This window comes from Pseudonocardia hispaniensis, from assembly GCF_042658695.1.
In the GTDB taxonomy this organism is placed as follows: domain Bacteria; phylum Actinomycetota; class Actinomycetes; order Mycobacteriales; family Pseudonocardiaceae; genus Pseudonocardia; species Pseudonocardia hispaniensis.
In genome coordinates this window covers 22,390-34,893 of record NZ_JBHSQW010000005.1, presented here as the reverse complement: position 1 = coordinate 34,893, position 12,504 = coordinate 22,390, and the positions used below count along the sequence as shown (strand labels likewise).

The 12,504-nt window shown below is 74.0% G+C and carries 12 protein-coding genes; 11 read left to right on the top strand and 1 reads right to left on the bottom strand.

What is annotated here, in order from left to right; all coding sequences use genetic code 11:
- Positions 1–134 precede the first annotated feature (134 nt).
- The 11 genes from ACFQE5_RS02340 (at position 135) to ACFQE5_RS02290 (ending at position 11,860) form a co-directional block, all read left to right on the top strand.
- Positions 135–299, top strand: a complete 165-nt coding sequence (locus ACFQE5_RS02340) for a hypothetical protein (protein ID WP_379582211.1) — start codon at positions 135–137, stop codon at positions 297–299.
- Between the two features lie 1,097 nt (positions 300–1,396).
- Positions 1,397–2,293 (top strand): hypothetical protein, encoded by an 897-nt coding sequence (locus ACFQE5_RS02335; RefSeq protein WP_379582209.1) that lies wholly within the window; start codon positions 1,397–1,399, stop codon positions 2,291–2,293.
- Positions 2,290–3,372, top strand: a complete 1,083-nt coding sequence (locus tag ACFQE5_RS02330; RefSeq protein WP_379582207.1) for an HAD-IIA family hydrolase — start codon at positions 2,290–2,292, stop codon at positions 3,370–3,372. Before ACFQE5_RS02335 ends, ACFQE5_RS02330 begins: the two co-directional genes overlap by 4 nt.
- The gene (locus ACFQE5_RS02325; RefSeq protein WP_379582205.1) at positions 3,369–3,614 is read left to right on the top strand and encodes a hypothetical protein; all 246 of its coding nucleotides are present in this window, start codon (positions 3,369–3,371) and stop codon (positions 3,612–3,614) included. Before ACFQE5_RS02330 ends, ACFQE5_RS02325 begins: the two co-directional genes overlap by 4 nt.
- 5 nt (positions 3,615–3,619) lie before the next feature.
- Positions 3,620–4,414 carry a TlyA family RNA methyltransferase gene (locus ACFQE5_RS02320; protein WP_379582221.1) on the top strand — a complete coding sequence of 265 codons (795 nt, stop codon included), beginning with the start codon at positions 3,620–3,622 and terminating at the stop codon, positions 4,412–4,414.
- An 8-nt stretch (positions 4,415–4,422) separates the two neighbouring features.
- A complete protein-coding gene (locus ACFQE5_RS02315; protein ID WP_379582203.1) occupies positions 4,423–5,358 on the top strand; it encodes an NAD kinase in 936 nt (311 codons plus the stop codon).
- A 65-nt stretch (positions 5,359–5,423) separates the two neighbouring features.
- Positions 5,424–7,265, top strand: coding sequence for a DNA repair protein RecN (recN, locus tag ACFQE5_RS02310; protein WP_379582201.1), 1,842 nt, complete (start codon positions 5,424–5,426; stop codon positions 7,263–7,265).
- A gap of 64 nt (positions 7,266–7,329) precedes the next feature.
- Entirely contained in the window at positions 7,330–8,514 is a 1,185-nt protein-coding gene (steA, locus tag ACFQE5_RS02305; protein ID WP_379582199.1) for a putative cytokinetic ring protein SteA, read from the top strand.
- A complete protein-coding gene (locus ACFQE5_RS02300) occupies positions 8,511–9,437 on the top strand; it encodes a copper transporter (RefSeq protein ID WP_379582197.1) in 927 nt (308 codons plus the stop codon). Before steA ends, ACFQE5_RS02300 begins: the two co-directional genes overlap by 4 nt.
- Before the next feature lie 60 nt (positions 9,438–9,497).
- Positions 9,498–11,237, top strand: coding sequence for a CTP synthase (locus ACFQE5_RS02295; RefSeq protein WP_379582195.1), 1,740 nt, complete (start codon positions 9,498–9,500; stop codon positions 11,235–11,237).
- Complete coding sequence (locus tag ACFQE5_RS02290) at positions 11,234–11,860, top strand: NUDIX domain-containing protein (RefSeq protein WP_379582193.1); 627 nt, start codon at positions 11,234–11,236, stop codon at positions 11,858–11,860. Before ACFQE5_RS02295 ends, ACFQE5_RS02290 begins: the two co-directional genes overlap by 4 nt.
- 42 nt (positions 11,861–11,902) lie before the next feature.
- On the opposite strand, the gene ACFQE5_RS02285 is transcribed toward ACFQE5_RS02290, so the two are convergent.
- Positions 11,903–12,448 carry a DUF1707 domain-containing protein gene (locus ACFQE5_RS02285; protein ID WP_379582191.1) on the bottom strand — a complete coding sequence of 182 codons (546 nt, stop codon included), beginning with the start codon at positions 12,446–12,448 and terminating at the stop codon, positions 11,903–11,905.
- Positions 12,449–12,504 lie beyond the last annotated feature (56 nt).

The following is a 12,504-nucleotide window of genomic DNA, read 5'->3' as shown; positions in this document are numbered from 1 at the left end:
GATGGTACTGCACCCGCCAGGGTGTGGGAGAGTAGGACACCGCCGACAACCAACCCAAAAAAAATATACGGCCACGGGCCCCCACCACACCGGCGGGGGCCCGTTGCCGTATTCTGCAACTATGAGTATCGCGGATGGTTCCGGCGATAACCGTCCGCAACGCGATCATCGGGACGGTGGCCGAGAACGCAATGATCGGGACCGCTCCGAGCAGCGTCGGAGTGGTTGGAACGGCCGCGGCGAGCATCCCCGATCTGATCGTCGCGGCACCGGTCGGCCCCAGCGGGGTGACCGAGTAGGAAGCGGTTGGTCTGAAGGCGGCTCCGCCCGATCGGAGCGTCCGGACCGTTCGCGCCGCGAGGGCGGTTACCGCGGAACGCAGGGCCGCTCGGGTGAGAGTGGATGGCGTAGCCGTGACGCCCCGCGCGGCGGCGGCGAGCGGCGTTCCGGCCGGCAGGAGGGCGAGTGGCGGCCGTACCGCGGCGATGACGACGCGGGTGGCCACAAGCGCGGACGATGGTCCGAGCAGAGGCCTCGTTGGGAGGACCGCGGCCGTGCTGCGGACGATCGCGACCGCGGGCAGGGTTACCGCCCGTCGCGCCGATCCGAGACGGGTCGCTGGGTGGGCGACCGCCGCTTCGAGGAACGGCCACGGCGGACGGACCGAGGCGACTGGGATTCGCCGCGTGCGGACCGGAGTCGCACAGAGGGCCGGTTTGCGCGCCGAGACGGCGGCCGCGGCTGGGACGAGCGGCGCGCCGGGGATCGCCCGGATCGCGGGGAGCGGCGGAGTTGGTCCGAGCGACCCGTCGACGAGCGTGGCGGCCGACCGGAGGGCCGTTCCGAGCGCTGGGCCGACCGGCGACGCCACGACGACCGGCGAGGCCACGACGACCGGCGCAGTTGGGGCGAGCGGCGCGAGGGAGAGGGGCGCGGCGGCCGGGACGAGAGACGTTCCGGCCGCTACACCGACCAGGGAGGCGCCCGCACGGCCGGCCCGAGGCAGGACAGGCGCGAGGGGGCCTCGCGCGCCGACGATCGTGGCCGGCGCGCGGACGACCGCGGCCCACGGGACCGCGACCGCCGCGACCGGTCCGATGACCGTTGGATCCGCGATGATCGTCGGTCCTGGCCGGACGGCCGGGACGAACGTGCGCCCGGCCGGAACCGGCAGCGTGCCGTTGATCGGCAACACAGCGGCGAGCGTCGGCAACACAGCGGCGAGCGCTCGGATCGATCGTCTCGCGGCCCGGATCGGTTCGATCGAGGCGAGCGCCGCAGCGCGCGTCCCGACGGGCCGTGGGAGGAAGGCGCGCGGTCCGCATCGAACACCGAGGACTGGAGCCGGTCGCGCCGAGCGCCCGCGGCAGAGACGAACCTCGCCACGGAGCCGCCGTTGCCCGAGGACGCCAGCGTCGCCGCGCTCGACCCGGAGATCCGGCGCGATCTGCGGGGACTGCAAAGGGACACGGCCGAGTCCGTCGCGCGCCACCTCGTCGCGGCCGGCTCGTTGGTCGACGAGGATCCGGACCTCGCGCTGCAGCACGCGCGCTTCGCCCGGCGACGGGCCGCCCGCATCGCCGCTGTCCGCGAGGCGGTTGGCATCGCCGCCTACCACGCAGGAGAGTGGACCGAAGCGCTCGGCGAGCTGCGGGCCGCCCGCCGGATGGGGGGCGGGCCCGGACACCTGCCGGTGATGGCCGATATCGAACGCGCGCTGGGGCGCCCGGAGCGGGCCATCGAACTCGCGCGTGGGCCGGAGGCCGCCGAGCTGGGCCAGGCCGAGCGGATCGAGCTGGCCATCGTCGCGGCCGGGGCGCGCCGTGACCTGGGTGAGCTGGACGCGGCGGTCGTCGGGCTGCAGGTCCCGGCGCTCGACCCGACGCGTCGTGACCCGTGGAGCGCCCGGCTCTTCTATGCCTACGCCGACAACCTGCAGGCCGCGGGGCGTGAGTCCGACGCGCTCGAGTGGTTCGTGCATGCGGCCGGTGCCGACGAGCACGGCGAGACCGACGCCGCGGTGCGGATCGCCCAGCTCACCGGCGAGCCGTTGGAAGAGGACGACGTCATCTTCGGTACCGAATTGGTGCCCGTCGAGGATCGGCCGCCGGCCGAGGTGGACGAGGACGACACCCACGCCGTCGAAGCCGAGGCCGAGGACGACACCGCCGACATGGACGACACCGGCGACACCGGTGACACCGGCGAGGACGTATCGGCTCGCGAGCGACCGACCGGGGACAGCTCGACCGACAGCCAGCCCGAGGCCGGTCCAGCGGAGCCAGAAGCATGATCAGTGTGCTCGACCGCCACGACGCGCTCCTCTTCGACCTCGACGGCACGCTGTACCGCGGGCGGCAGGCGGTGCCGCGGGCGGTGGAGGCGGTGACGGAGGCCGCGGGGCTGGGAGCACGGACGGTCTATGTCACCAACAACGCCTCGCGCCGCCCGTCCGAGGTCGCGGCCCACCTGGCCGAGCTGGGTTTCCCCGCCACCGAGCCGGACGTGCTGACCAGCTCGCAGGCCGCCGCGGCGATGCTCGCCGAGCAGATGGAGCCTGGCTCGCCGGTCCTGGTCGTGGGCACGGACGCACTCGCAGAGGAGATCATCAAGGTCGGACTGTCGATCACCGAGCGCGCCGACGAGGCGGTGGCCGTCGTCCAGGGCCATTCCCCGGACACCGGATGGCGGGTCCTGGCCGAGGCGACCGTGGCCCTGCGAGCGGGTGCGGTGTGGGTCGCCTGCAACATCGACGCGACCCTGCCCACCGAGCGGGGTCCGTTGCCGGGCAACGGATCCATGGTCGCGGCGGTGCGGCTGGCATCCGGCCGGGTACCGCAGGTCGCCGGCAAGCCCGCGGCGCGGCTGCTCGAACAGGCGGTCAAGCGCAGCGGGGCACAGCGCCCGTTGGTCGTCGGCGACCGGCTCGACACCGACATCGAAGGCGGCCGGGCCGCCGGACTGGCGACGCTGCTCGTGCTCACCGGCGTCTCCGGTGCCGCCGACGTGCTCGCGGCTGCGCCCGCCCAGCGGCCGGATCACATCGCCGCCGACCTGTCGGCGCTGACCCGCCCCATCGTCGAGCTGACCCCCGGCCCCCGGCCCGGCTGGCAGGTCGAGCGTGCCGGTGCGGACCTGGTGCTGTCCGGTGCCGGATCCACCGACGGTGCCGTCGACGCTCTTCGCGCGCTGTGCGCCGCACACTGGGCGGACGACGGCGGCGGCCCCGTGCAGGTCCACGCCGAGGGCTCGGCGGCAACGCGCGCCCTCGCCGCACTCGGTCTGCCGAGCGCGCGTGGCAGCGACGACGCGACCAACGGCGCGTCGGTTACTGTGGCAGAAGTCGAAGCCGCACGGGGAGCACGACGATGACCGTCCCGCCGGGCCGACCGCGCTCGTCGCACGACGTGCCGGGGCCGAGCCTCCCGCGGCCCTCCCACGCCGGGCCGTCGGAGGCCGTGGTGGCGTCCGTCGCGGCCGCGATGGCCGGCCTCGACGAGCTCGACGGCCGTCCGTTCGCCGAGCATGTCACCGCGTTCGAGAAGGTGCATGCCGCCCTCGGTGACGCGCTCGCCGCCGGGGCCGCCCCGGGGCAGGGCCCCGGTCGGGTGTGACGGTGGTGGCGGCCCGCGCCCGCCTCGATGCCGAGCTGGTCCGCCGGGGACTCGCCCGGTCACGGCAGCAGGCGGCCGAGATGATCGCGCAGGGCAGGGTCTGCGTGCGGGGGGTACCGGCGAGCAAACCGGCGACGCAGATCGAGCGCGACACCCCCGTCGTGGTCACCGACAGCGACGAGCCGCAATGGGCGTCGCGCGGGGCCAAGAAGTTGATCGGGGCACTGGATGCGTTCGACATCGACGTGCAGGGGCGGCGCTGCCTCGACGCGGGGGCGTCCACCGGTGGGTTCACCGACGTCCTGCTCGACCGCGGCGCCCACCAGGTCGTGGCGGTCGACGTCGGGTACGGGCAGCTGATCTGGCGACTGCAGAACGACCCTCGCGTCCGTGTGCTCGACCGCACGAACGTCCGCCGGCTGCGGCCCGCGGACATCGGCGGCCCGGTCGCCCTCACCGTCGCCGACCTCTCGTTCATCTCCCTGCGCACCGTGCTGCCCGCGCTCGCCGCCGCCACCGCGCCCGACGGGGTACTCCTGCCGATGGTCAAGCCACAGTTCGAGGTGGGGCGGGACCGGCTCGGCGCGGGCGGTGTGGTGCGCGATCCGCAGCGGCGGCTGGCGGCGATCGCCGAGGTCACCGCCGTCGCGCGGGAGCTGGGCCTGGTGCTGCGCGGCGCCGTCGCGAGCCCGCTGCCGGGGCCTTCGGGAAATGTGGAGTACTTCCTGTGGCTGGGCGGGAGCGGCACCGACGTCGGAGACGCGGTGCTGGCCCAGGCCGTTGCGGGCGGGCCGCCATGAGGGAGGCGATGGTCGTCCTGCACACCGGGCGGGAAACCAACCGGCGGACCGCCGCCGCGGTGACCGCACGGCTGGCCGCCGAGGGCATCCGACTCCGGATGCTCGGCTCCGAGCTGGTCGAGATGGGCTCCGAGGTCCCCGACGGGTTCGACCCGATTCCGGTCGAGGATCTGCCGGCTGCCGCCGAGGGCGCCGAGTTCGTGCTCGTGCTGGGCGGGGACGGCACGTTCCTGCGTGCCGCGGCACTCGCCCGGCCGTGCGGGGTGCCGCTGCTGGGTGTGAACCTCGGGCGGGTCGGCTTCCTGGCCGAGGCCGAACAGGAGTCGCTCGACGAGGCCCTGGACGCGCTCGTCGCCCGCGACTACGCCATCGAGGAACGGATGACGATCGACGTCGTCGTCCGGTCCAACGGGTCGGTGCTGGGACGGACCTGGGCGCTCAACGAGGCCAGCGTGGAGAAGAGCACCCGGGAACGGATCCTGGAGGTGGTACTGGAGGTCGACGGCCGCCCGGTATCGAGCTTCGGCTGCGACGGCGTGATCTGCGCGACGCCGACGGGATCGACGGCCTATGCGTTCTCCGCCGGCGGTCCGGTCGTGTGGCCGCAGGTCGAGGCGCTGCTGCTGGTGCCCAGCAACGCCCACGCGCTGTTCGCCCGGCCGATGCTGGTCGCGCCCGACTCGCAGGCGGCGGTGGAGGTCGACCAGTTCGGACCGCCCGCGCTGCTGGACTGCGACGGCAAGCGCACGATCGTGCTGCCGCCGGGCGCGCGGGTCGAGGTGCGCCGCGGGGCGAAGCCGGTGCGCGTCGTCCGGATCGACGGCCAGCCCTTCGCCGACCGCCTTGTGCGCAAGTTCGACCTGCCGGTGCGCGGCTGGCGTGGGTCGCCCGATCGGCATCCGGACGACCGCGTCGTCCATCGTGGCGGCGGCCCGCGCAGCTGACCGGGTCTCGCGCGGACCGCGACGCGGGCTGACGCCTGTCGCAGCGGCGCCGTAGTCTTCGCCCCATGCTGGCCGAGATGCGGATCCAGGGCCTCGGCGTGATCGACGACGCGACGCTGGAGCTCGCCCCCGGCCTCACGGTGCTCACCGGGGAGACCGGCGCGGGCAAGACCATGGTGGTCACCGGGCTGGCGCTGCTCGGCGGTGGGCGCGGCGAAGCGTCGCGGGTGGCCGAGGGCGCACGCAAGGCGGTCGTCGAGGGTCGGTTCGTGGCGGGGGAGCAGCTGATCGCGCTGGCCGAGGAGGTCGGTGCCGACGTCGACGACGGCGAGCTGATCGCCGTTCGCACGGTATCGGCGGACGGCCGCTCACGGGCGCATCTGGGAGGTCGTTCGGTGCCGATCGGAGTGCTGGGCCGGCTGGCCGAGGCGACCCTCGCGGTGCATGGCCAGAACGACCAGCTGCGCCTGCTGCGGCCCGCCGACCAGCGCGGGTTGCTCGACCGGTACGCGGGCGATGCGGTCGCCACCCCGCTGCGGGCCTACCGGTCGGTGCGTGCGCAGTGGCAGCGGGTGTCGGCGGAGCTCGTCGAGCGCCGCGACGGGGCCCGCAGGCTGGCCCAAGAGGCCGACATGCTGCGCCTCGGGCTCACCGAGATCGAGGCCGTCGACCCGCAGCCGGGCGAGGATCGTGACCTCGTCGAGCAGGCCCGTCGGCTCGCCGCGGCCGACGACCTGCGAGAGGCCGCGACCGCCGCACGGCTCGCGCTGTCCGGCGCCGACGACGGGAGCCCCGACGCGCCGGGGGCGGTCGGTCTGGTCGGCGAGGCGCGCAACCGGCTGCTCGCAGCGGGTGACCCCGAGCTGACCGCCCTCGACCCGAGGCTCGACGAGGCGCTGGCCGTCCTGGGCGACGTGGCCGGCGAGCTGTCCGGCTATCTCGACCGGCTCGATGCCGACCCCGAGCGGCTCGCGGCCGTTCTGGCCCGCCAGGCCGAGCTCAAGACGCTGACCCGCAAGTACGCCGCCGATGCCGACGGCGTCCTGGCCTGGGCCGAGCAGGCCCGGGCGCGGCTGGCCGGCCTCGACACCTCCGACGAGGCGCTCGCGGCGCTCGCCGCCCGCCGTGCCGAGCTGGCCGTCGAGCTGGCGGCGTGCGCGGCGGTGCTCACGGCCGCCCGCACCGAGGCCGCCGCCCGGCTCGGCGCGGAGGCCACCGCCGAACTCGCGGGGCTGGCCATGCGCGACGCCGAGCTGACCGTCTCGGTGGCCCCGCGGCTCGCCGCCGGCCCCGAGGCGCCCGACGCGGTCGTCGTCGACGGGGTGGCGATGGTTGCGGGCGCCTCCGGGGTCGACGAGGTCGAGCTGCGGCTCGTCCCGCACGCGGGCGCGGCACCGCAGCCCCTCCACAAGGGAGCCTCAGGGGGTGAGCTCTCGCGGGTGATGCTGGCGTTGGAGGTCGCGCTCGCGGGTGCCGATCCGGTCCCCACCATGGTGTTCGACGAGGTCGACGCGGGGGTTGGCGGACGGGCCGCGGTGGAGATCGGGCGCAGGCTGGCCCGGCTCGCGGCGAACCACCAGGTGATCGTGGTGACGCACCTGCCGCAGGTCGCGGCCTACGCCGACCGGCATCTGGTGGTGCACAAGGCAGGCGCCGCCGGGGTCACCCGCAGCAGCGTGCACACCCTCGCCGAGCCCGACCGCATCGCCGAGCTCGCCCGGATGCTCGCCGGCCTCGGCGACACCGACACCGGCCGGGCCCACGCCGAGGAACTGCTCGCCGCGGCGCGGGCGCACCGCGACAGCGACCGGGCCGGCCGGGGCGGGCAGCGCAACGGCATCGCGGACCCGGCGCCCACGGCCCGCAAGACCGCTCGGACCCCAGCCGCGGGGCCGTCCCTGCGATGACACCGTCGTCACGCCTCGGCGTGGCGTCCCCGGCACAGTGAACCGGAGGTGTCACAGTGCGTGCATGAAGCTGTCTGGCCTGCTGCATCGCTCGCGGCCCGAGCTACCCGGGCGCACCGGGGTGGCGCGGGTCGACCGTCGTACCGACACTCTGCTGCGCCGGCTCAAGCCCGGGGACATCGTGGTTCTCGACCAGATCGACATGGACCGCTCCACCGCCGATGCCCTGGTCGCCGCGCAGGTCGCCGCCGTGGTCAACGCGTCACCATCGATCTCCGGCCGCTTCCCCAACCTGGGGCCCGAGGTCCTGGTGAGCGCCGGCATCCCGCTCGTCGACGGGGTCGGGGCCGAGGCGCTGCACACCGTGAAGGACGGCAGCAAGGTCCGGCTGCACGAGGGCGTGCTCTACTCCGGCGAGCGGGTGCTCGCCAAGGGCGTCGAGCAGACCCCCGACTCGGTGGCCGACGCGCTGGTCGAGGCCAAGGCCGGGCTGGCACACCAGCTCGAGGCGTTCGCCGCCAACACGATCGAGTTCATGCGTCTGGAACGCTCGCTGCTGCTGGACGGCCACGGGGTTCCCGAGGTCGAGGTCGAGCTGGCCGACCGACAGGTCCTCGTCGTCGGCTCGGGCTTCGACCACACGGGTGAGCTCGCCCGGCTGCGCAGCTACATCCGCGAGTACCGGCCGGTGCTGGTCGGGGTCGGGGCCGGAGCGGACGCGCTGCTGGCGGCCGGGCACAAACCGGACCTCATCGTCGGCGATCCGGCCGAGGTCTCCACCGAGGCGCTGGCCTGCGGCGCGGATGTCGTCGTCCCCGCCTTCGCGGACGGCCACGCCCCCGGCCTGCACCGGGTTCAGGACCTCGGCGCCGGTGCCGTGACCTTCCCCAGCTCGGCCAACCCCGAGGACCTCGCACTGCTGCTGGCCCACCACCGCGGCGCCGCGGTGATCGTCACCGTCGGGCTGTCGGCCAGCATGACCGAGTTCCTCGACCGTGGCCGCTCCGGCAGCAACGCCTCGACGTTCCTGACCCGGCTGCAGCTGGGCGGGACCTTGGTCGACGGGCGGATTCTGGGATCGCTGTACCGTAGCCGGGTCTCCGCCGGGGCGGTGCTGCTGATGATCTCCGCGGCGCTGGTCGCGGTGCTGGCCGCGCTGCTCGTCTCCGACGCGGGGGACGCGGTGCTGGCCTGGCTCTCCCAGGGCTGGAAGGGTCTCGTCGACCAGATCAAGGGCGTGTTCGGTTGATCTCCCTGCGCTACCACGTGGTGTCCCTCGCCGCGGTGTTCCTCGCGCTCGCCGTCGGGGTGTTCCTCGGCGCCAGCGGCCTGTCCGACCGGCTGCTCTCGGCGATCTCGGCGCAGCGCGACGACCTCAGCACCCAGGTCGACCGGCTCACCACCGAGCGGGACTCGCTGCAGGCCGCGCAGCGGGCCGGCGACGAGTTCGCCGCCACGGTCGGTCCGGCCGCGGTCCGCGGGGTGCTCGCAGACCAGACCGTCGCGGTGGTCACCCTCGGCGCCGACCCGGGTGACCGCGACGCGATCGTCACCCTCATCGGCCAGGCCGGGGCCGCCGTGACCGGCCAGCTCGCGCTCAGCGACGCCGTCACCGACCCGGCGCGGGCTGACGAGCTACGCGCGCTGACCGCTCGGCTGCTGCCGAGCGGCGCGCAGCTGCCCGCGGCATCGGACACCGGCAGCCTCGTCGGCGGACTGCTCGCCGGGCTGGTGCTGACCAAGGACGGGCAGCCACAGGCCACGCCCGAGCAGGCGCAGGTCGTCGTGTCCGGGTTGACGACCGCCGGGTTCGCCATCGCGGGTGACGTGCCCAAACCCGCCAATCTCGTACTCGTGCTCACCGGCGGTGCGCTGCGCGGCGTCGACGCGGGCGACGCCGCGGCCGTCACCGCCCGGCTCGCCGCCGAGCTGGACCGCTCCGGCGCGGGCGCTGTGCTCGCGGGCCGGACCGGGTCGGCCGGCTCCACCGGTCCCGTGGGGGTCGCTCGTGCCGACCGCGGCGCCACCGCGGGCCTGAGCACCGTCGATGACGTCGACACCGGAGCGGGTCGGGTGGCGAGCGTCCTGGCGCTGCGCGAGCAGCTCGACGGCGGTGCCGGCCGGTATGGTTCGGCGCCCACCGCGGACGCCGTCGTCCCGCGCAGTCCCTGATCCGGTGGCGCCGGGGGTGGCGGCCGCGCGCCCGATGATTCCCAGGTAGGCTGAAGTTCCGTGCAGCCACGCGGGACCCGTCACCTGTTCGTCACCGGCGGGGTAGCTTCCTCGCTCGGCAAGGGCCTCACAGCATCGAGTCTCGGTCAGCTGCTGACCGCTCGGGGGCTCCGGGTGACCATGCAGAAGCTCGACCCCTATCTCAACGTCGACCCCGGAACGATGAACCCGTTCCAGCACGGGGAGGTCTTCGTGACCGAAGACGGCGCGGAGACCGACCTCGACATCGGCCACTACGAGCGGTTCCTGGACCGGAACCTGCACGGCCGCGCGAACGTCACCACGGGCCAGGTGTACTCCTCGGTGATCGCCAAGGAGCGCCGCGGTGAGTACCTCGGCGACACCGTGCAGGTGATTCCCCACATCACCAACGAGATCAAGGATCGCATCCGGGCGATGACCGATCCGGAGGACGGCCTCACCCCGGACGTGGTGATCACCGAGGTCGGTGGCACCGTGGGCGACATCGAGTCGCTGCCGTTCCTGGAGGCGGTCCGCCAGATCCGACACGACGTGGGCCGTGACAACTGCTTCTTCCTGCACGTCTCCCTGGTGCCCTACCTCGTCCCGTCGGGCGAGCTGAAGACCAAGCCGACCCAGCATTCCGTCGCGGCGTTGCGCAACATCGGTATCCAGCCCGATGCGCTGGTGCTGCGCGCCGACCGGGAGATCCCCGACGGCTTGAAGCGCAAGATCTCGCTGATGTGCGACGTCGAGCTCGACGGCGTCGCGGCGGCCCCGGACGCGCCGTCGATCTACGACATCCCGCGCGTGCTGCACCGGGAGGGTCTCGACGCCTACGTCGTGCGCAGGCTCGGGCTGCCGTTCCGGGACGTCGACTGGACGGTCTGGGGTGACCTGCTCGACCGCGTCCACGACCCGAACGAGAAGGTGCGGATCGCGTTGGTCGGCAAGTACGTCGACCTGCCCGACGCCTATCTGTCGGTGACCGAGGCGCTGCGTGCGGGCGGGTTCGCCCATCGCGCCCGCGTCGAGATCGACTGGGTGCAGTCCGACCGCTGCGAGACCGCCGCGGGCGCCGCGGCGGAGCTCGAGGGCGTCGACGGTGTCCTGGTGCCGGGCGGGTTCGGCATCCGCGGGATCGAGGGCAAGCTCGGCGCGATCAGGCACGCCCGCACCCGCGGGATCCCCACCCTGGGCCTGTGCCTCGGCCTGCAGTGCATGGTCATCGAGGGGGCTCGCAACCTTGCCGGGCTGGAGGGCGCGAGCTCGACGGAGTTCGACGCGGACACGGCGCATCCGGTGATCTCGACGATGAGCGAGCAGCTCGACGTGGTCGCGGGCGAGCGGGACATGGGCGGCACGATGCGCCTCGGCGCCTACCCGGCCGTCCTGGGGGCGGGCACGGTGGTTGCCGGGGTCTACGGCACCCACGAGGTCTCCGAGCGGCACCGGCACCGGTACGAGGTGAACAACGACTACCGCGACCGGCTGACGGCGGCGGGTCTGGTGTTCGGTGGGCTGTCCCCGGACGGCAAGCTCGTCGAGTTCGTCGAGCTGCCCTCGGCGGTGCACCCGTTCTACGTCGGTACCCAGGCACATCCGGAGCTCAAGAGCCGTCCGACCCGCCCGCACCCGCTGTTCGCGGCGTTCGTGAAGGCGGCGCTGTGCTACCAGGCCGCGGGCAGGCTGCCGGTCGAGCTGCCCGGTCGCGACCGCCTCGGCAGCGCAGCAACCGAGGCATGCCCGGCCGACACCGTCGGTTCGGCGACCTCATGACCGGTCTTCGGCACGACTTCCCGGTCGAGTCCTCCTGCGACGTCTACACGGGTCGCGTCATGGCGCTGCGGGCCGACCGGGTGGTGATGCCCGGCGGCCGCGTCGCGACCCGGGAGATCCTCGAACACCCCGGAGCGGTCGCGATCGCCGCGCTCGATGCCTCCGACCGGATGATGCTGATCCACCAGTACCGGCATCCGGTGCGGCGCAGGCTGTGGGAGCTGCCGGCGGGTCTGCTCGACGTCGCGGGGGAGGATCCGGCCGCGACCGCGGCCCGGGAGCTGGCCGAAGAGGCGGGCCTGGCCGCGTCGGACTGGTCGGTGCTGCTCGACATGGTGCCCTCGCCCGGTTTCTCCGACGAGGCCGTGCGGATCTATCTCGCCCGCGGGCTCACCGAGATCGACCGGCCGGCCGCGGGCCAGGACGAGGAGGCGGACCTCGAGCTGCGCTGGGTGCCGCTGGCGGACGCCGTCGCCATGGTGCTGACCGGAGTGATCGTCAACGCGGCGGCCGTCGCGGGTGTGCTGGCCGTGCAGGCGGTGCGCGGCGGCGCCGGATCACCGCGCGCCGCCGACGTCGACTGGCCCGATCGACCGTCCCGGTTCGCGGCGCGCAGGCGCTGAGCGGAACCCGGCGAGCGGGGAGCGAACTGCCGACCGGCGCGCTCAGGAGCGCAGCGGGCGCCCGTACGGGTCACGCGGGGAGCCGGCCAGCATCACGATCCCGTCGATGAACCCCCAGATGGCGCCGAACCCGAATGTGAACAGGGTGACCAGCAGCTGGGCCACGGCCAACCCGGTGTGACCGGTGTAGAACCGGCCCGCCCCCACCCCGCCGAGGAACAGCTGCAGCACCCCGGCGATCAGCTTCGACTTGTCGGAGTAGGGCCAGCCGGTGACCGGGTCACGGCCCCAGGGGGCGCTCGGATCCCAGTGCGCGGGTTGCGCCGCCGGGTGCTGGGCCGGCGGGTGGTACGCCCCCTGCTGCGCGACCGGGTAGTGGGCGGTGACCGGCGTGGACGCCGGGGGAGGCAGGTCGCTGAACAACGCGTCGAGCTCATCGGCGGTGCGCGCCGCGGACGCCCGTGACACGCGCTCCTCGTACTCGTGCATGTCGAGCCGGCCGGCGGCGAAATGGTCGTTCAGAGCGCGAATGGCCTGCTCCCGCTCCTCATGCCCAATCCGATACTTGGGTGAACCCGGCGTACTCACGGATCGAACCGTACCGCTGCGGCCGCGCCGACAACCGCCGAACCGGTACGGCCCGT